Source organism: Rhizobium jaguaris (assembly GCF_003627755.1).
Classification (GTDB): Bacteria; Pseudomonadota; Alphaproteobacteria; order Rhizobiales; family Rhizobiaceae; genus Rhizobium; species Rhizobium jaguaris.
Map to the genome: position 1 here is coordinate 1488225 of NZ_CP032695.1, position 19752 is coordinate 1507976.

Sequence of the window (19752 nt, forward strand, 5' to 3'; positions counted from 1 at the left end):
GGAAAAACGACACCGGCAAGAGAGTTGCCCTTCGAAAGACGGGCGCGACGATGGAAGCGGCGATGGGCGAGACGCAAAAGCAGGCAACGATCAGCGAACCCTGGCTCTGGCCGGACGATCTCTGGCAGAAGAGCGTCAACAAGGTCCGTGCCGGACGGTCGCTACGGCCGGCGAAATGGAAGAACGGCGCCCACATGGCGGTGGCCTTGTCCTTCGATGCCGATCACGAGACCGTGGAGCTGCGCAATGGCGGCGTTTCGTTCGGCCGCATGAGCCAGGGGCAGTACGGCGCCCGTTCCGGCATGCCGCGCATCCTTAAGCTTCTCGACAAATACGCGGTTCCGGCCTCGGTCTTCATGCCGGCGGTATCGGCGATGATCAATGTCGATGAAGTGCGTGCCGTGGTGGCCTCAGGTCATGAACTCGGCATGCATAGCTGGATTCACGAGTTCAACTCGCGCCTGGACGAGGCGACCGAACGGGACCTTGCATTGCGCGCAGCCGATGTGCTGGAGCGCATTTCCGGCGTGCGGCCGGTCGGCATGCGCACGGCCTCCTGGGATTTCAGCCCCTATACGCTGAAGATCGCCCGTGAAATGGGCCTGCTCTATGATTCCTCGCTGATGGCCGATGACGAACCCTATGAGCTCCTTGAAGACGGCGAGCCGACGGGCATCGTCGAAATTCCCGTGGAATGGATCCGCGACGACGCTCCCTATGTGGCGATGGATCGCATGACGGGAGCGCGGCCATACGGCGGTCCGTCGATGCTTCTCGATATTTTCCAACGCGAACTGGAAGTGGCCTATGAGGAAGGGGGGCTTTTTCAGCTCACTCTTCATCCCCACCACGTGGGCCATCGCTCGCGCATCTTCATTCTGGAAGAGATCATCCGTCAGGCACAGGCCAAGGGCGACGTATGGTTTACCACCCATGCGGAACTTGCCGCTTACTGCGCGGCAGAAGCTGGCTTGCGGGCATCGGGCAAGTAGAATGACCGTCGCTAGGTAAGGATGTTACGAGATTTCGAGATATAAAAGAGGGGTTTCAGACTATGCATTCCAGGTTTCTATCCGCAGCCGCCATTGCCCTGGGCCTCCTGGCATCGGCAGCCTATGCTCAATCGGCAAAAGATACGCTGACCATCGACCTGCCGAATGACGCGGCGACGCTCGATCCGCATCTTCAATGGGACACCGACAGCTACAGCGTCTACCGCAATATCTTCGACAATCTCATCACCCGCGATTTATCGGGCTCGATCGTGCCGCAGATCGCGACCTCCTGGAAATATCTCGACGACAAAACGCTGGAGTTTCAGATCCGCGATGACGTGACTTTCCAGGACGGCAGCAAGCTGACGGCCGATGACGTCGTCTACAGCATCAACCGCATTATCGATCCGGCCCTGAAGAGCCCGCAACTGTCGCAGTTCAACCAGATCGACAAGGCCGAGGCGACCAGTCCGACCGTCGTGAAGGTGATGACGAAATCGCCCTATCCGGCATTGCTTGCCCAACTCGTCAAGCTTTCGATCGTGCCGAAGGCCTATGTCGAGAAGGTGGGCGCTCAGGAATTCAATCAAAAGCCCATGGGCAGCGGCCCCTACAAGCTCGTGCAGTGGCAGAAGGGCGTACAGACCGAGCTGCAGGCCAACGATCACTACTGGCGCACAAAGCCACCGTTCGAACATGTCTTCTTTCGTGCCGTGCCCGACGTGTCGACCCGTATCGCCGACCTGAAGGCCGGAAAAGCCGATCTTGTTCGCGATCTTCCTTCCGATCAGGCGATCGCGCTGAAGAGCGATCAGGGTGCGCAGGTGCTGTCGGTTCCGACGGAGCGCGTCGGCTATATCTACATCAACGCTCAGGCTGGAGCGACCAAGGACGTCCGCGTGCGCCAGGCGATCGCCTATGCGATCGACCGGCAGACCCTGATCGACGCGCTGCTGCAGGGCTTCGGGTCCCCGGTGAACATTCTCGGCGCGCAACCGATCTTCGGCTATACCGACAAGGTCGAAGGCTACCCTTTCGACCCGGACAAGGCGCGCGCCTTGATCAAGGAAGCAGGCGCCGAAGGGGCGAAGATCGAGTTCCTGACCTCGCCGGCCTATGATCGCTCGATGGTGGAGGCCATCCAGCAGATGTTGAACGACGTCGGCCTTAATACGGAAATTACCGCGCTCGATCAGGCGACATTCCTGAAGCGCCGCCAGGGTGACGCCAAGGACGCCGGAAGCGTCGCGCTCGGCCGCTGGTCCTGCGCCTGCCAGGATGCGGATGGCATCATCTTCCCGCTCTTTCGCACCGGCAGCAGCTGGGCGAAATACAGCAATCCGCAATTCGACAGCCTTGTCGACTACGCGCGTTCGACGCTCGACAACGGCAAGCGGCTGGCGGACTACCAGAAAGCCTACGAGATCCTGAGGGACGATGTACCCGGCATCGGCCTATATCAGAGCGACGCCGTTTACGGCGCCAACAGCCATCTGAAGTGGCAGCCGAGCCCGAACGAAGCCATGTTCGTCATGGACATGAGCTGGCAGCAGTGAGCCGGGCGGCCGCCTGATTTCTGAATTGGATATCTTTCATGACCCTCGAGATTTCGGCTGATGATATCGACCAGGCAGCCCTGCTCGCAGAATTGCGGCATTGGGTGGAACTGGAAACGCATACGCCCGATGCGGATGCCGTGAACAGTCTGGTCGATCGCGTCGAGGCGATCGCCAAGGCCGCCGGTCTCGTCACCGAGCGGACGCCAGGCACGATGGGGTTCGGCGATATTCTTGCTGTGCGCACGCCGCGCCCTGCGGGCAGCAATCAGAAAAGCACGCTGATCCTTGCCCACCTCGACACGGTTCATGAGCCCGGCACGATCAAGACCACGCTGCCCTGGCGACAGGAGGGCGATCGTGTCTATGGGCCCGGTATCTACGACATGAAGGCAGGCGCGCTGATGGCGTTGGAGGCGATGAAGCTCGCCGTCCGGCACGATTCCGGTCTGAAGCTTCCGGTCGATCTGCTCTTCATGCCGGACGAGGAGATGGGCAGCGTCAGCTCCCGCGCATTGATCGAAACCTATGGCCGCAATGCCCGCTATGCGCTAGTGGTCGAGCCTGCCCGGGACGGCGGCAAGATCGTCGTCGCGCGCAAGGGTGTCGCCATGTACGACATCGTCGTTCGCGGCCGCGCTTCCCACGCCGGCAGCAGGCCGCAGGATGGCCGAAGTGCGATCCGTGCCGCCGCGCGGCTGGTACTCGAACTCGAAGCGCTGAACGATCCAGCGAGTGGCGTCACCGTGACCGTCGGCACCATCCGCGGTGGAACCGGCCGCAACACGGTACCGGCGGAATGCCGCATGCAGGTCGATGCCCGCCTGCCCGACGAGCAGGCGGCGGTGGAAATCCTCGGCAAGATCGAGGCCGTGAAGCCGGTCGATCCGGACATCACCATCGAGATCAGCGGAGGCCTCAGCCGGCCACCCTTCGCGCAATCGGAAAGCGGCCGGCGACTCTTCGACCATACAGCAGAGATCGCCGCCGAACTCGGCATCACGTTGGAAGGAGTCAGCACCGGGGGAGGCTCGGACGGCAATTTCACCGCCGCCCTCGGCGTCGCTACGCTCGACGGCCTGGGTGCGGATGGTGCCGGTGCCCATACGTTCGATGAGTATATTCATGTCAGCAGCGTAGCGCCGCGCACGGCATTGCTCGCCAATCTGATGTTGACGCTCGACGGAGACGCCTGATGCCTCTGCAACCGATCGAGGGCGTATTCCCAGGTATTGCCGAACAATGACGACGGCTGAAATTCTGGGCTTCGTCCTGATGGCCGGAGTGGCCGCCTATGTGCAGACATTGACGGGCTTTGCCTTCGGCTTGCTGCTGATGGGCGGTGTCGGTCTTACCGCCGTCATGCCGCTACGGGATGCGGCAGTGGTGGCAGGCGTGCTGACGCTGGTCAACGCGACGATCATGATGGTGAAGGGCTGGCGCGATGTATTGCGCAGGGAGCTCGTTCTGGTGTTGTGCAGCAGCCTGCCGACACTGGTGGCGGGCTACTTCCTGCTCGATGTTCTCGCTACTAACGGGCTGATCTATCTGCGCATCATCCTCGGTGTCGTCATTGTCATCTCCTCCCTGCAACTGGTTCTGCCGCCCAAGAAGGAGCAACAGGAAGCGACGAATTCGTCCTTTGTCTTCTTTGGCGCCTTCTCGGGCATCATGAGCGGACTGTTCTCCACTAGCGGCCCGCCGCTGGTCTATCATTTCTACCGCCAGCCGCTGCCGATCGCCGCCATCCGTGAGACGCTGGTGGCAATCTTCGCTTTCAATGCGTTGATCCGTCTTCTCGTCGTCATCGCCGACGATACCTTTCCCGAACTCCATTATTGGCCAGCCTTCTCAGCCGTCGTCACCGTTGCGATCGGCACCCACCTGGCCAGGCACCTGCCGCCGCCCTTGTCGCCTAAGGTCCTGAAGCTGATCGTCTTTCTTTTGCTTTGCGCATCGGGGCTGTCACTTGCACTGCCGGCAATTCCGAAGGCGATTGGCTGGAGCTAGCACGGGCGCGGTGCCTGTGGCCGGAGCGTCATGTCCGGAGCCGAAAAAGCCGCGAAGGCAACTACTAATTGCACGCGGCAGACCTGCGCTCCTATGCGATCAGACACCAAATCGTCGCATAATTGTCAAAAAAGTATCAGCTCGACGTCGATGGCGTAGTAGCGGGCGTTAATGTCCCCGCGTAAAGTCGCATCAGTGGAAAAGGAACAATGGCCTCTGGGAGGAGGTTCCGGTGCCGGAAAAATCCGGCCGGATGCAGGCAGGAGGACGGCATGACCCCAGATTTGGAAGTGGTCGCGATCGGTAGCGCCGAGTCCTTCAAGGCATGGGAGCACGGCTATCCCTATCGTACGGTCCGCTGGCATTTCCATCCCGAATATGAAATCCATCATGTCGTGGCAACGACGGGACAATATTTCGTCGGCGATTTCATCGGTGAGTTCGAGCCCGGAAACCTCGTGCTGACAGGTCCGAACCTCCCGCACAATTGGGTGAGTGATGTGCCGCCGGGCACCTGCCTGCCGCTGCGCTGCAGGGTGCTTCAATTCTCCGAATCCTTCTTTGCCGACGCAAACAGGGTTTTTCCCGAGCTTTCCGGATGCATCGACATCCTGGAGATGAGCCGCCGCGGCGTGCTGTTCACGCCGGAAACCGCGGCGCTCGTCGGGCCGATCCTCGGTGAGCTGGTCGAAGCCAAAGGAATTCGTCGTATCGAGCTTTTCATGAACGTTCTGAATGCGTTGAGCAGCGCCCAGAATGCTTCCACCCTCGCCAGCACACGCTATCATCCCGATCCTTCGGGATTCATGTCGGCCGGGGTCAACCAGGCATTGGCCTACATCAACACGCATCTGACGGAGCCGTTCAGCGAAGCTGATCTTGCGGAGTTGACGGGCCAGAGCCCGAGCGCGTTCTCGCGCAGCTTTCGCCGGCATACCGGCATGGCGCTCGTTCAATACGTCAATCGGCTGCGGATCAATTTCGCCTGCCACCTACTGATGAGCAAAGCGGAAATGTCGATTACCGACATCTGCTTTGCCGCCGGCTTCAACAATATCTCGAATTTCAATCGTCGTTTTCTGGATCAGAAGGGCATGGCGCCCTCGCGCTTCAGAACATTGCTGGCGCAGAATGTAAGAGCGGTGGAGGCCGCATAAAAAGGGAGGACCGGGAGGAGAGACCAGACAATCGGGGCAAGAAGGACCGGGGCATGCGAATGACCCGAAGGGGAACCTTTGTCCGCAAATTAGCCCCTAAGCATGGCCGCAGGCCCGCTTTTGCGGCGGCACACAGAACAGGCATCGCGCTCAAGACATGAGCCGAGGCTTCATCAATACAACTATCATTTGGAGTGGAGGAATTCCAATGACTCAATTCGCATTGAAACTGGCAGGCGCTGCAACACTCGCCATCGGCCTTCTGAGCGGCACGTCCGCATTTGCCCAATCCGCGAAAGTGACGGACGCGACAGTCGCCTTCCTGATGCCCGACCAGAGCTCGACGCGCTACGAGGAGCATGACTATCCTGGCTTCCAGGCGGAGATGAAGAAGCTCTGCGCCGGCTGCAAAGTGATCTACCAGAATGCAAACGGTGACGCTTCGCGCCAGCAGCAGCAGTTCAACTCCGCGATTTCCCAGGGCGCAAAGGCGATCGTGCTCGATCCGGTCGACTCGACGGCGGCAGCATCGCTCGTCAAGATGGCGCAGAGCCAGGGCGTCAAGGTCATTGCCTATGATCGTCCGATCCCATCGGCGGCAGCCGACTACTACGTTTCCTTCAATAACGAGGAAATCGGGAAGATGATCGCCAAGTCGCTGGTGGATCATCTGAAAGCTAAGAACGTCAAGGCCGGCGATGGCGGCCTTCTGGAAATCAACGGTTCGCCGACCGATGCGGCTGCGGGCCTGATCAAGAAGGGTATCCATGCCGGCCTCGCTGAAGGCGGCTATCCAGTGCTTGCCGAGTTCGATACGCCGGAATGGGCGCCGCCGAAGGCACAGCAATGGGCAAGCGGCCAGATCACCCGCTTCGGCAAGAAGATCCTGGGCGTTGTCGCCGCCAATGACGGTACCGGCGGCGCGGCCGTTGCAGCCTTCAAGGCAGCCGGCATCGATCCCGTGCCGCCAGTCACCGGCAATGACGCGACGATCGCCGGCCTGCAGCTCATCATCGCCGGCGACCAGTACAACACGATCTCCAAGCCGAGCGAGATCGTTGCTGCGGCTGCGGCAAATGTCGCGATGCAGTTGCTGTCGGGCGAAACGCCGAAGGCCGATACGAAGCTCTTCGACACGCCGACGCAACTCTTCGTGCCGGCCCTCGTTACCACCGAGAACCTGAAGGCCGAGATCATCGACAAGCAGGTCAACGACAAGCCGATCCAGACTGCAGAACAGCTCTGCGGAGATCGGTATGCGGAAGGCTGCAAGAAGCTCGGCATCACGAAGTGATCATATCCTCCCACCAATATCCCCGGCCGCTTGCGGGCGGCCGGGGTACCGGGAACTCATCCTGTTCCAATCATATAGAAAGGCTCGCGACATATGACTGACGCTTCCGACCAAACAGCCGCGACAGGCGAGTTGGTGCTCAGCCTGCGGGGCGTCTCCAAACATTTCGGTGCGGTGTCGGCGCTGACCGACATCGATCTCGACGTGCATGCGGGCGAAGTCGTCGCCCTTGTCGGCGACAACGGCGCCGGCAAATCGACCCTCGTCAAGATTCTTGCCGGCGTTCACCAGCCGAGCGCCGGCACGATCACCTTCCGTGGTTCAAAAGTGACGCTAAACGACCCCAGCACCGCCCTGCATCTGGGCATCGCTACGGTCTTCCAGGATTTGGCGCTCTGCGAAAATCTGGATGTCGTCGCCAATATCTTCCTTGGGCGGGAACTTAGCCCCCTGAAACTTGACGAGACCGCAATGGAGGTTCGTGCCTGGACGCTGCTGAACGAGCTTTCGGCCCGCATTCCGAGTGTCCGCATTCCGATCGCGTCGCTCTCCGGCGGGCAGCGTCAGACGGTGGCGATCGCGCGATCACTGCTGCTGGAGCCAAAACTTATTCTGCTCGACGAGCCCACCGCAGCCCTTGGCGTCGCCCAGACGGCCGAAGTTCTGAACCTCATCGAGCGCGTTCGCGACCGTGGCCTAGGCGTCGTCATGATCAGCCACAACATGGAGGACGTCCGCGCCGTGGCGGATCGCATCGTCGTGTTGCGGCTCGGCCGGAACAACGGAATTTTCTATCCCGACGCATCCAACCAGGAACTGGTCAGTGCCATCACCGGCGCCACCGAAAATGCGGTTTCGCGCCGCGCAGGCCGCCGTCAGGCACAGCAGCAAATAGGGCAGGAGGGTCAGATATGACCAGCGACGTCAAACAGGCGGGAGCGCTCCTCGACCGCAGCGATATTCGCGTCAAGCATGAAGCTGGCCTCGGCGGCACGATCCGTTCGTCGATCGACAAGATACGCTCGGGCGATCTCGGTTCGTTGCCGGTAGTCGTCGGCCTCATCATTATCTGGACTGTCTTCGGCACCCTCAACCCGACATTCCTTTCGAGCAACAACCTTGCCAACCTCCTGTTCGATGCATCGACGGTCGGCGTCATCTCGCTCGGAATCGTCTGTGTCCTGACGGTAGGGGAGATCGATCTTTCCGTCGGCTCAATCAGCGGCTTTGCCTCCGCCATGGTCGGCATGCTCTGGGTCAACGAGGGCTGGCCCGCAGCACTTGCCATTATCGCCGCGCTTCTCGTCGGTGGATTGATCGGATCGCTCTACGCATTGCTTTTCAACCGGCTGGGAATGCCGAGCTTCGTTTCGACGCTGGCGGGCCTGCTGGCGGTCCTTGGCATGCAGCTTTACCTGCTCGGCGCCACGGGTTCGATCAACCTGCCCTACGGATCGGCGATCGTAAACTTCGGTCAGCTCATGGTTATCCCGCGCCCGCTCGCCTATGTCTTTGCGCTGCTTCCCGGCATCATATTGCTGTTTTCGGGCTATCGTGCGGCTCTGCGCCGTCGCGTGGCCAATCTCTCCTCTCGGTCGATCGGCGGTCTTGTGGTGCGCGCCGCTGCGATCACCGTTGCGCTGGAATTCGTTGCCTTCTATCTCAACCAGGATCGCGGAATCCCGTGGATGTTCGCGCTCTTCGTCGCGCTGGCCATCGTCATGAATTATGCGTTGACGCGGACCCAATGGGGCCGGTCGATGGCAGCCGTCGGCGGCAATCGCGAGGCAGCGCGCCGTGCGGGCATCAACGTCCGCTTCATCTACACGAGCGCGTTCGTTCTCTGCGCAATGTTTGCAGCGCTCGGCGGCGTGCTCGCGGCGGCGCGTCTCGCATCGGCGAGCCAGCAGGCCGGGACCGGCGACGTCAACCTGAATGCCATCGCAGCCGCCGTTATCGGCGGAACGAGCCTCTTTGGCGGCCGTGGCAGCGCATATTCGGCGCTGCTCGGCATCATCGTCATCCAGTCGATCGCCAGCGGACTGACGATGCTCGATCTGTCCTCGGCCCTTCGCTACATGATCACCGGCGCAGTCCTTGCCATTGCCGTCATCGTCGACTCGCTGGCACGCCGGTCGCGCGTTTCGCATGGCCGGGCCTAATATAACGACCAACGTAAGGATTTATATGAGACAGGAACTTTCTGGAAAGGTCGCAGCGATTACCGGGGCCGCCTCGGGGATCGGTCTTGAATGCGCCAAATCGCTATTGCAAGAGGGCGTGAGCGTCGCCCTCATCGACAGAGCCGAAGAGTCTTTGAGGAGCATATGTTTCGAGCTTGGTCCGGAGGCTTTTCCTCTGGTTATCGACCTCACCAATTCCGCCAGCGTTGCGACGATGATGCCGCAGATATTGGAGAGGTTCGGAAAGCTCGACATCTTCCATGCCAATGCCGGCTCCTATATTGGCGGCGAGGTCGTCGATGGCGATCCGGACGCCTGGGACCGGATGCTGAACCTGAATATCAATGCCGCCTTCAGGTCGGTCCAGGCCGTATTGCCCCACATGGTGGAGAGGAGGACCGGCGATATCATCATGACCAGTTCCATCGCCGGCCTGGTTCCTGTCGTCTGGGAGCCGATCTACACGGCCTCCAAGCACGCGGTGCAGGCTTTCGTCCATACGCTACGGAGACAAGTCGCGAAACATGGTATACGCGTTGGCGCGGTTGCCCCCGGCCCGGTGGTGACGGCCCTGATCAGCGACTGGCCCAAGGCAAAGCTTGATGAAACGATCGCGGCGGGCGGATTGATGGAGGCGACGGAGGTGGCCGAGGCGGTGTTGTTCATGCTCTCCAGGCCGCGCAATGTCACGATCCGCGATCTCGTCATCTTGCCGAACAGCACGGACCTCTAAATATGACGCAATATTTTATCGGTGTCGACGTCGGTACAGGCAGCACCCGAGCGGGTGTCTTCACCGAGAATGGCAATCTGCTGGCTTCGGCAAAACGCCCGATCACGATCTGGCATGAGCCGGGCAGCATCGTCGAGCAGTCGAGCGAACAGATATGGAAAGCTGTTTGCGGCAGCGTCACGGAGGCCATTGCCTCAGCCGGAATCCCGGCTACGGCCGTCGCCGGACTAGGATTCGATGCAACCTGTTCTCTCGTCGCCATCAAAGCTGACGGTGCACCGGTTGCCGTCGGCCCTTCCGGAGATCCGGATCGCAACATCATCGTCTGGATGGACCATCGCGCCGCCGGCGAAGCGGCTGAAATCAACGCGGGCAATCACGAGGTTCTGCGTTACGTTGGAGGCAGTATTTCGCCGGAGATGGAAACGCCGAAGCTTCTCTGGCTGAAACGCAATCTGCCGCAATCCTTTGCGGCTACCGATCACTTCTTCGACCTTGCGGACTATCTGACCTGGCGTGCGACCGGCTCCCTGAACCGATCGATCTGCACGGTCACCTGCAAGTGGACCTACCTTGCCCACGAGAAACGTTGGGATGCGGAGTATTTCAAGGCCATCGGCCTGGAAGAGTTGGCAGCGGAAGGTTTTTCGAGGGTCGGTACGGATATCGTCGAACCCGGCACGGCGTTGGCGAACGGGTTGACCGAGGCGGCGGCCTTGGATCTGGGGCTGCCGATCGGAACCTCTGTCGGAGCGGCCCTGATCGATGCCCATGCGGGCGGCGTCGGTACGCTTGGAGGGGATGGTGCGGACGGTGGATCGAGAGTGCAAAGCAGGCTCGCCTATGTCTTTGGCACATCGGCCTGTTCGATGGCTTCCAGCGACAATCCCATCTTTGTCGGCGGCGTATGGGGGCCATATTATTCGGCGATGATACCGGGACTCTGGGTGACGGAAGGCGGCCAGTCGGCCGCTGGAGCGGCGATCGATCATCTGGTTACGATGCATCCCGCATCTGCCGAAGCGCGTGCGAAGGCGGAGGCGGAAGGTCTCTCTCTCGTCGCATGGCTTGACCGCCAGGCCACCGAATTGTGCCCTGACTTCGCGCGTGCTGTCGAACTTGCAAAGTCGGTCCACGTGGTGCCAGAATTTCTCGGAAACCGGTCACCCCATGCTGATCCCGATGCCCGCGCGGTCATCGCCGGGATCGGACTCGAGGCTGAGATCGCTGACCTGATTTCGCTCTATATCGCCGGTCTCTGCGGTATCGGCTACGGGCTTAGACAGCTCCTGGAGACGCTTTCAAAGGATGGTATCGAGATCGGTATGATCGTCGCGAGCGGTGGGGCCGCGCAAAGCAATCTCGTGCGGCAGCTTCTGGCGGACACGACGAATACCCCGGTCGCGATCGCCAATACCGAGGAACCCGTGCTGCTGGGCGCGGCAATGCTGGGAGCTGTTTCCGCCGGACGCTATGCCTCGCTGCTGGAGGCGATGAAGGCGATGTCGAGCCTCTCGACAATCTTCTCTCCGGCAGGTGGCACGATCGGCACGCTACATAGGAACCGCTATCGGGCTTTCGAGCTGTTGCAGTCCGCAGACCGGGAAATCCGCAAGTTCGCCGCAGCGGGCGCATGAGCGAGTATCGGCCGCAAATAGAAGCTGAACACCGCAGATGTTCCGGTCGCCTCGACTATACAAAAAGTTCGCTCAGTTCCGTTCGCGCGATGTCTCGGAGCCGGATCGCCTCGCTCATGTCGATCGAGCGGTAGGGCCAGCGCAGGCCCGTGCCGACAGGTCCCCAGTTGCCGATGGCGCAAAGGAGTTTGTCGAGCGCGGCGTTCGAATAGCCTAATCGCCGGCGGTAGGGGACGATGTGCGTTTCCATGAATTTGCAAATGCGTCGCTCCAGATCGAGCGCGGCATGAATGTCTTCTTGCATCGATGCGGTCCACGCTTGTGCACCTCGCGGGCTCAGACAGCAGACATTGGAAAAGGATCCCGCTGCAACGCCCTCCATAGTGCCGGTTGCAAGATGATGACCCGGGACAAAGAGTGAGAGTTCCGAAAGGTGCTCGCGTGCTTCTGCATACCATTGCCTGTCACCGTCAGCCACTTTCGCTCCGATGACGCCTGGCGCCGCCGCGCAGATTCTTTCCAGTTCCTCCGGCGTCAGGACACGTTTGGCATGTGGCGGATTGTAGAGGATCAGCGGGACGCCGTTTGCCGCATCGACAGCGCGTTTCAAAAAATCGGTCGCTTCCTGATCCGTTACTGGCCACCAGTCGGGCAGGATGACCTGGATCGCCAGTGGTTTCAGGAGTGCTGCGCGGCGGACCCGCTCCAGCATGATACGGGCATCCGGTTGGCAAGCGCCGATGACGAAGTTCATGCCGGCCTTGGCGCATCGTTCGGCCAACATCGATTGGATGCGGTCGAACTCAGGTTCGGTCTGGCTATGAAATTCCCCTGCCGTGCCGTTCGAATAGATGCCGTCAACGCCGGCCGCGATCAGGATGTCGATCTCTTCGCCGAGCTTTGCGAATTCGATTTCATCACCCATCCCGATCGGCAGGAGAAGGGTCGCCCAATTGCCGGCGATGGCACGCCGCTTTTTTGCTGTCACTGACTGCCTCTCAATTCAAATCGTCGCGAATGCAGGCTTTGAAATGACCCGGCGTGATCTCTCTCAACTCCGGGACCGTCTTACCGCAGGCGTCCATTGCGTGCGGACAACGCGTGCGGAACACACAGCCGGCGGGTGGATTGGCCGGGCTCGGTATGTCGCCCTTGAGGATCTGGCGGTTGCGCCGGGCGTTGGGATCGGTCGACGGAATCGCCGACAGCAGCGCACGCGTATAGGGATGCCGCGGCCTCGCGTAGAGATCGGCGCTCGGCGCGATTTCCATGATCCGGCCGAGATAGAGCACGATCACCCGGTCGCAGATATATTCGACGACGGCCAGATCATGCGAAATGAAGAGCATGGTCAAGCCGAGGCGCATCTGCAATTCGCGCAGCAGATTGATGACCTGCGCCTGGATCGAGACGTCAAGTGCCGAGACCGGCTCGTCGGCCACGATGAATTCCGGCGACAGGGTCAGAGCGCGGGCAATGCCGATACGCTGGCGCTGGCCGCCAGAAAATTCGTGCGCGTAGCGATTGATCGCGTCTTCAGGCAGATCGACTTGAGCGAGGGCGGAACGCGCCCGCTCCAGCCGTTCCTTGCCGGTTCCGATGCGCTGGATTTTCAACCCTTCGGTCAAAATCTCGCCAATCGTCATGCGCGGCGAGAGGCTGGCGAAGGGGTCTTGAAAAATATACTGCATGCGCGGTCGTGTGCGCCTTAGGGCGGAGGCGGAAAGCGTGGTCAGTTCCACGCCGTCGAAGCGGACACTACCCGCCGACGGCTCCACGAGGCGCAGGACGGAACGTCCGATCGTAGTCTTTCCACTGCCGGATTCGCCGACAAGTCCGACGACCTCGCCTTTGGCGATATCGAAGGAGATGTCCTGCAGAACGTTCAGCTCGGTACCTCGGGACGTATAGTGCTTCCCGAGATCGCGAACGGAGAGCAAAGGCTCGCTCATCTAGATCTCCTGCCATCTTATGCAGCGGCTGCGGTGTTGCGGGCCGACCTCTTCGAGTGCGGGAACGGCGGCGCGGCAGGCATCAATCGCGAATTTGCAACGAGGCGAAAATGCGCAGCCGGCCGGCATATTCGTCAGGCTTGGGACCACACCTGGAATGGCCGCGAGCTTCTCGCCGTCCTGTTTCATCCGCGCCGCATCGCCGAGACGCGGCATCGAGGCGAGAAGGCCCATCGTATAGGGATGGCGCGGATTGCCAAAGACCTCGCCGACCGGTCCCTCCTCGACGATCCGCCCCGTATACATGACCGCGACGCGATGAGCGATCTCGGCAACGACGCCGAGATTGTGCGTGATGAACAGCATGGCCATACCGCGTTCGCGCTGCAGCTTCAGAAGCAGATCGAGAATTTGCGCCTGGATCGTCACATCCAGCGCCGTCGTCGGTTCATCGGCAATCAGCAACGTCGGATCGCAGGCGAGAGCCATAGCGATCGTCGCCCTCTGGCGCATGCCGCCCGACAGTTCATGCGGATACTGACCTGCGCGCCGCTTCGCATCCGGAATACCGACGCTGTGGAGCAGTTGGACCGCCGCATCCATCGCGGTTTTCCGATCCGCGCCGCAATGAATGCGGATCGGTTCCGATATCTGGTCGCCGATCGTGAAGACGGGATTGAGGCTCGACATCGGCTCCTGAAACACCATGCCGATATCATCGCCCCTGATCCTGCGCATGGTCTCATCGTCAAGAGAGACCAGATTGCGGACCGCACCGTTCTTGCTCTTCAGTCGGATGCTGCCTGCGGCGATCTTCCCGATATTGCGGGTGAGCAAGCGCATCACGGAAAGGCTGGTTACCGATTTGCCCGAGCCGGATTCGCCGACGAGCGCCAGGGTCTCGCCCGCGGTAACGGTCAGATCGATATCGTGGACAGCCGTGATCTCGATGCCGCGGACGCGGAAAATCGTTCGCAGTCCTTTGATGTCGAGAACAGGATCGGCCGCGGGCTCCATTGCGCGCCTCAGCTCAGCAGGCCGGTGGCGCGCAGGATTTCCTCGATCCGCGCCGTCTCGGCCTCGTTCAACGCTGCGCGGGGCCGCGGCATGACGGCGGTATCGATGATCCCGAGGCTGCGCATGGCGGCCTTGAAAGCGCCGATGCCCGATGGGCCGCCGCTGACACGACCTTGGGCGACCCAAACGATTTCGAAGAGGCGGCAGAGGCGCTCCTGCTCCTTTCTCGCTGCGGCCCAATCGCCGCGCTGCGCCGCATCCCACAAGCGCACATAGCCATGCGGGTCGACGTTGGCGATGCCCGGAACGACGCCGTGCGCGCCCATCAGCAAGGCGTTGTCGACGACGATCTCGGAGCCGGTCATCAGGAAGACGTCCTTGTGTTCGGCCAGATCGAGCAGCGCATAGCGGAAATTGCCGTCATCGCCGCTTGAATCCTTGAGGCCGATGATGGTGCCTTCCTTGGCGAGCGTCACAACGGTCTGCCGCTGCAGCTTGACATGGACGCAGACGGGAATGTCGTAGGCGACCACCGGAACATCAACCGCATCCCTGATGTAGCGGAAATGATCGAGGATCTCAGATTGGCTGGTGACCGTATAGAAGGGTGCCGTTACCACCACCGCGTCGGCGCCTGCGGCCTTCGCGACCTTCGAATGCGCGATGACGCGATCGGTCGTTGGATCGATGACGCCGACGATGAGCGGCACGCGGCCGTTCACCACCTTTGCCGAATGCTCGATGATGTCGCGCCGCGTCTTTTCATCATGGAAGACGACTTCGCTCGTCGAACCGAGCACGAATACGCCGTGGCAGCCGGCATCGATCAGATGTTCGAGAACCCGCGTATAGGACGGGTAGTCGACGGTGAAATCCGGATTGAGTGGCGTTACGACGGGGGGGACGACGCCCTTGAATTTGGTCATTTTCGCTTTCTTTCGGTTGTCAGTTTAGTTCGACACGAGGATCGAAGGCATCTCTGAGGCCATCGCCGATGAAGTTGATTGCGAGCACGGCAAGGATCAGCGCTCCGCCGGGAAAGAGCCATTGCCAGGGATATTGTTCGAGAACGGTGGTCGAGCGGGCGGCATTCAGCATGTTGCCCCAGCTTGCGGCAGGCGGGGCAATGCCGAGACCGAGGAAGGATAAACCCGCCTCGAGCAGGATGGCATTGGCGATCTGCAGCGTTGCGTAGACGACGAGAATGTCGATCGCGTTCGGCAGACCGTGGCGAAAAAGCAAATGCCCAATGCCAGCGCCCATGCCGCGCGAGGCCATGACGAAATCGCGCTCGCGCAGTTCCAGAAGCCGTGAGCGGACCATGCGCGCAAGAAGCGGCCAGGAGAGCAGCGAGATGACGAGCACCGTCGGCCAGATGCCGGTGCCGGCGATCGAGGCGAGCACAAGCAGGAAAATGACAGGCGGCAGGGTCATCACCAGATCGACGAAGCGCATCGAGACGGCATCCGCCCACCGTCCTGCCAGTGCCGAGATGGCGCCGAAGAGGAAGCCGATGATGGCCGAAAGGGCGGTCGAGGCGACGGCGACGAGGAGTGAAATCCGCCCGCCTTCCAGAACACGCGCGAAGACATCGCTGCCGACGCCATCGGTTCCGAACCAGTGCGTTGCCGTCGGACCGCTGTTCATGGCCAGAAGATCGATGTCGTTCGGTTGGAATGTCCACCACAGCGGATAGGACAGGATCAGCAACAACATCGGAATGGCGACGCAAATGCCGGCGACGGCGGCGCGGTTGAGCAGAAAGCGTTCGAATGCACGGGCGAGCGGTCCTGGGCTGCGGCGGGACGTGGAGCGGGCAAACATCGTCAGCCCACCTTGATGCGCGGATCGACGACCGCATAGGTGATGTCGGTCAGGAGATTGACGACGATGACGCAGATGCCGATCATGAGCGTCGCGCCCATGATGACGGGGTAATCTCGTGTCTCAACGGCATCGACAAGAAGCAGGCCCATGCCCGGCCAATTAAAGACGCTCTCGATGAAGATGGCACCGCCGATCGCAAGCCCGATGGTGGAACCGACGAGAGTTACGATGGGAAGGAGGGCATTACGGAGCGCATGCTTGGTGATGACCCAGAACTCCATGACACCTTTGGCGCGGGCTGTGCGCACATAATCCTGATTGAGAACCTCGAGCAACGAAGCGCGCATGTAACGCGTAATCAATGCGGCCTGCGCGATGGACAGCAGCGCGGCGGGCAGGATCAGGTGATGGATAAGATCCCCGACCGAGAATTCCTCGCCCGGCGTCAGCATGCCGCCGGAGGGCATCCAATGCAGGCGGACGGAGAAGATATAAAGGCCGATGAGGGCGCTGAGGAATGCGGGGCTGGAAATGCCGACAAGTGCGAACACCGAGAAAAACAGATCGGCGAGCGAATTGCGGCGGACGGCGCTGAAAACACCCACGGCAATGCCGGCAATAATGGCAATCACCAGCGCCGAACCCATGAGGAGCACCGTCGGTCCGATCCGCGACAGCACAAGACCGAGAACCGGCTGGTCGAGACGCTTGATCGAATAGCCGAGATTACCCATCAGCGCGTTCTGCAGCCAATCGAGATATTGCAGCGGCAAGGGCTGATCGAGACCCAGGCTCCGGCGCAGATTGGCAAGGTCGGCCGGCGACATGGGGACATTCGGATCGATATAGGCGTCGATCGGATCGCCAGGCGTCAGACGCAACAACAGGAAGATCAGCATGCTCAGGGCGATGAGCATGCCAACTCCTATGATCAGGCGTCGAAGGCTGTATCGAAGCATTGTAGATCCGTCTTGTCAGGGTGGCCGAAGCCACCCTCAAGGCTTTGGAAGGGAGCGCCTTATTCGGCGATCGACCATTTCTGCGGATCGGCCTGATAAGGGCCGCCACCCGGCGCCGGCGTCCAGACGAAATCCGTGGCCTTGGACGAAATGATCCCGTAGCGCTTTGCAACCCAGAGCGTTGCCCAGGGCAGATTCGTATTCATGACCTTGCAGACGTCCTGATAGCGGCCGTCACGCTTGGAATTGTCGGTTTCCGCCAGCGCGGCGTTGAGTGCGGCGCTGAGATCCGGCATGCGCGCCCGAACGACATTCGCTCCGGCTGGCGGAATCTGGCTTTCGTTGAGCCCGACATTGATGCTTCCGGCATCCGGTCCGTTCTGTAGTCCGGCATAGACCATCTGGAACTGCGCGACATCCGGTTTCGGATTGAGGACGATGCTGTTATAGGTCGGCGCATCGACCGCGCGCGGGACGACATTGATGCCGACCTGCGCGAGCATCGCCTGGACGGCCGCCAGAACATTGGTCGCGAGTGGTGTCGTATAATAGGTCAGCAGCGTGATCGGTTTGCTGCCGTTGATCTGATCCCATCCCGCTTCCGTCAGCAACTGCTTGGCCTTTGCCGGATCATAGGCATAGTCATCGATGCCCTTTGGTATCAGTTGATCGGCAACATAAGCGCAATTGGCCGGCTTGGCCGCGCCGCCATAAAGGCTCTTGATGATGGCATCGCGATTGATCGCGTACATCACAGCCTTGCGGACGCGCGCATCCTTGCAGATTGGGGAATCCTGGTTGAAGCCGAGATAATTGACGACGAAGGAATCGCCTTCGATAACCTTGAAATTCTTGTTGTCCTTGAAAGTCGGTACATCGTTGGAATCGACGTAGGTGAACTGTATTTCACCGGATCTCAGAGCCGCGATTGCCGCAGCCGGATTGGCGAAATAGCGGTTGATGATGCGTTCGAGCGCAGGCTTGCCGCCGCGGTATTCGGTGTTGGCGGCGAGCTCGACATATTGATCGGAGACGTATTTCGTGAACTTGAAAGGTCCTGTGCCGATCGGCGTGGTGGACCACCATGTGCTCTTGGCCAACTGGTCGGCTGGTACGGAGGAGAGGGCATGCTCCGGCAGCATCATGATTTTCGTCATGGTGTCGAGAAAGCTGCCGGTCGGCGCGTTCAGCTTGACGACAATCGTGTGCTCGTCCGGTGTTTCAACGGATGAGATGCTCTGCAAACGGGCGGCGAGTACCGAGCCGGTCTTGGCGTTCATTGCGAGGCCGAGGGTAAACTTGGCGTCCTTGGCCGTGAATGCCTGGCCATCATGCCATTTGGCGTCCGTCAATTTGAATGTGTAGGTCTTCTGATCCGGGCTCACCTCATAGGAGCTCGCGAGTTCGCCGACGACTTTCTGCAGCTTCTCGTCATAGGTCACGAGCGGCTCGTAATAGATGCTGAGCCAGGTGAATCCGGCAGTCGCCGCAAGTGGATTGAAGTTGCCCTGGAAGCCGCCCGGGCCGACATCGAAGCCGCCGGAAAGGGTAGCCGCCTGCGCCTGGCCGCCGAGGGCCGGAGTTAGGGCCGAAATTGCGGTCGTCGACAGCATGGTTGCAAGGGCGATGACGGATAATCTAAATGGTCTTCTCATGTGTTCCTCCCACATTTGAACTTGTTTTGTTGTTCGCAATCACCCGGGCAATGCCCTCATAGTGGCGATCCAGGCGCCTGCGAGCCTCCTCCAGATCTTTTGCTTCCACTGCATCCACGATCGCGGCGTGATCGCGCCAGGTCGCCATCGGATCGAGGTTCTCCAGGTTTACGAAATCCGAAGCCTTGTAGAAGGCGAGCCAGAAGACATCGATCAGCCGCACGAGCGTTTCATTGTGCTGGCAGCGAAAGAGCAGCCGGTGAAAGAGCTGATCATCTTCGGCAAAGGTCTCCCCGCGCTCGGCATGGAGGCGCATCCTATCGACCGTGTTGCGGAGTTCTGTAATGTCCTCCGCGCCGATCATCTCGATCGTCTTACCGATCAATCCCACCTCAAGCGTGCGGCGGATTTCGATGACCTCCTCGATTTGCCGCAATGCGCCACCGAGCCCATAGGCGAGGTTGTCGAGCAGCGGCTCGAAGGAAAAAGCCTTCACGAAAATGCCGACTCCACGCCGCGTCTCCAGCACGCCAAGCGATTCCAGTGCCTTTATCCCCTCACGCAGCGAATTCCGGCTGACGCCGAGCTGAGTCGCGAGCTCTCCTTCGGCCGGCAAAAGGGTACCGGGCGCTAAGCCGTTTCATCGATATAGGCGCGCAAACTCTCCTGCACGGAAACATGCAGCAGGGGTGCGCGGGTCAGGGGCTTCATCGATTTCAGGGCCATTTTCGCTTCTTCCGCGGATCGTCTCGATCAAGATGAGGTGTACATATCCAC

The 19752-nt window shown here is 60.5% G+C and carries 17 protein-coding genes and 1 pseudogene; 10 read left to right on the forward strand and 8 right to left on the reverse strand.

Annotated features, from left to right (window positions below; genetic code table 11):
* Positions 1 to 62 precede the first annotated feature (62 nt).
* From CCGE525_RS29195 to CCGE525_RS29240, 10 genes are all read left to right on the forward strand, one after another.
* Entirely contained in the window at positions 63 to 992 is a 930-nt protein-coding gene (locus CCGE525_RS29195) for a polysaccharide deacetylase family protein (RefSeq protein ID WP_120707718.1), read from the forward strand.
* A gap of 62 nt (positions 993 to 1054) precedes the next feature.
* Positions 1055 to 2551: an ABC transporter substrate-binding protein gene (locus CCGE525_RS29200; protein ID WP_120707719.1), complete on the forward strand. Its 1497-nt coding sequence runs from the start codon at positions 1055 to 1057 to the stop codon at positions 2549 to 2551.
* 38 nt (positions 2552 to 2589) lie between these two features.
* Positions 2590 to 3747, forward strand: a complete 1158-nt coding sequence (locus tag CCGE525_RS29205; protein WP_120707720.1) for a M20 family metallopeptidase — start codon at positions 2590 to 2592, stop codon at positions 3745 to 3747.
* 46 nt (positions 3748 to 3793) lie between these two features.
* Positions 3794 to 4561, forward strand: coding sequence for a sulfite exporter TauE/SafE family protein (locus tag CCGE525_RS29210; protein WP_120707721.1), 768 nt, complete (start codon positions 3794 to 3796; stop codon positions 4559 to 4561).
* A gap of 272 nt (positions 4562 to 4833) precedes the next feature.
* Complete coding sequence (locus tag CCGE525_RS29215) at positions 4834 to 5718, forward strand: AraC family transcriptional regulator (protein ID WP_120707722.1); 885 nt, start codon at positions 4834 to 4836, stop codon at positions 5716 to 5718.
* Between the two features lie 208 nt (positions 5719 to 5926).
* Positions 5927 to 7012 (forward strand): ABC transporter substrate-binding protein, encoded by a 1086-nt coding sequence (locus CCGE525_RS29220; protein WP_120707723.1) that lies wholly within the window; start codon positions 5927 to 5929, stop codon positions 7010 to 7012.
* Positions 7013 to 7105: 93 nt separating this feature from the next.
* Positions 7106 to 7927: an ATP-binding cassette domain-containing protein gene (locus CCGE525_RS29225; protein WP_120707724.1), complete on the forward strand. Its 822-nt coding sequence runs from the start codon at positions 7106 to 7108 to the stop codon at positions 7925 to 7927.
* Positions 7924 to 9174, forward strand: coding sequence for a sugar ABC transporter permease (locus CCGE525_RS29230; RefSeq protein ID WP_120707725.1), 1251 nt, complete (start codon positions 7924 to 7926; stop codon positions 9172 to 9174). The genes CCGE525_RS29225 and CCGE525_RS29230 overlap by 4 nt, the downstream gene beginning before the upstream one ends.
* Before the next feature lie 25 nt (positions 9175 to 9199).
* Positions 9200 to 9928: an SDR family oxidoreductase gene (locus CCGE525_RS29235; protein WP_120707726.1), complete on the forward strand. Its 729-nt coding sequence runs from the start codon at positions 9200 to 9202 to the stop codon at positions 9926 to 9928.
* A gap of 2 nt (positions 9929 to 9930) precedes the next feature.
* Complete coding sequence (locus tag CCGE525_RS29240; RefSeq protein WP_120707727.1) at positions 9931 to 11565, forward strand: FGGY-family carbohydrate kinase; 1635 nt, start codon at positions 9931 to 9933, stop codon at positions 11563 to 11565.
* Positions 11566 to 11620: 55 nt separating this feature from the next.
* Here the strand turns inward: CCGE525_RS29240 and CCGE525_RS29245 are convergent, their stop codons facing one another.
* The 8 genes and pseudogenes from CCGE525_RS29245 to CCGE525_RS29280 all read right to left on the reverse strand — a co-directional run bounded on the left by CCGE525_RS29245 (position 11621) and on the right by CCGE525_RS29280 (position 19701).
* Entirely contained in the window at positions 11621 to 12553 is a 933-nt protein-coding gene (locus CCGE525_RS29245) for a dihydrodipicolinate synthase family protein (protein ID WP_120707728.1), read from the reverse strand.
* Between the two features lie 10 nt (positions 12554 to 12563).
* Positions 12564 to 13517: an ABC transporter ATP-binding protein gene (locus CCGE525_RS29250; protein WP_120707729.1), complete on the reverse strand. Its 954-nt coding sequence runs from the start codon at positions 13515 to 13517 to the stop codon at positions 12564 to 12566.
* Positions 13518 to 14534 (reverse strand): ABC transporter ATP-binding protein, encoded by a 1017-nt coding sequence (locus CCGE525_RS29255; RefSeq protein ID WP_120707730.1) that lies wholly within the window; start codon positions 14532 to 14534, stop codon positions 13518 to 13520. It abuts the gene before it with no gap.
* Between the two features lie 8 nt (positions 14535 to 14542).
* Positions 14543 to 15460: a dihydrodipicolinate synthase family protein gene (locus CCGE525_RS29260; protein ID WP_120707731.1), complete on the reverse strand. Its 918-nt coding sequence runs from the start codon at positions 15458 to 15460 to the stop codon at positions 14543 to 14545.
* A gap of 19 nt (positions 15461 to 15479) precedes the next feature.
* On the reverse strand, positions 15480 to 16358 hold the full coding sequence (locus CCGE525_RS29265) for an ABC transporter permease (protein ID WP_120707732.1): 879 nt from the start codon (positions 16356 to 16358) through the stop codon (positions 15480 to 15482).
* A gap of 2 nt (positions 16359 to 16360) precedes the next feature.
* Positions 16361 to 17320: an ABC transporter permease gene (locus tag CCGE525_RS29270; RefSeq protein WP_120707733.1), complete on the reverse strand. Its 960-nt coding sequence runs from the start codon at positions 17318 to 17320 to the stop codon at positions 16361 to 16363.
* A 59-nt stretch (positions 17321 to 17379) separates the two neighbouring features.
* Positions 17380 to 18975, reverse strand: coding sequence for an ABC transporter substrate-binding protein (locus CCGE525_RS29275; RefSeq protein WP_120707734.1), 1596 nt, complete (start codon positions 18973 to 18975; stop codon positions 17380 to 17382).
* Positions 18959 to 19701, reverse strand: a pseudogene (locus CCGE525_RS29280) (FadR/GntR family transcriptional regulator). Before CCGE525_RS29280 ends, CCGE525_RS29275 begins: the two are co-directional and overlap by 17 nt.
* Positions 19702 to 19752 lie beyond the last annotated feature (51 nt).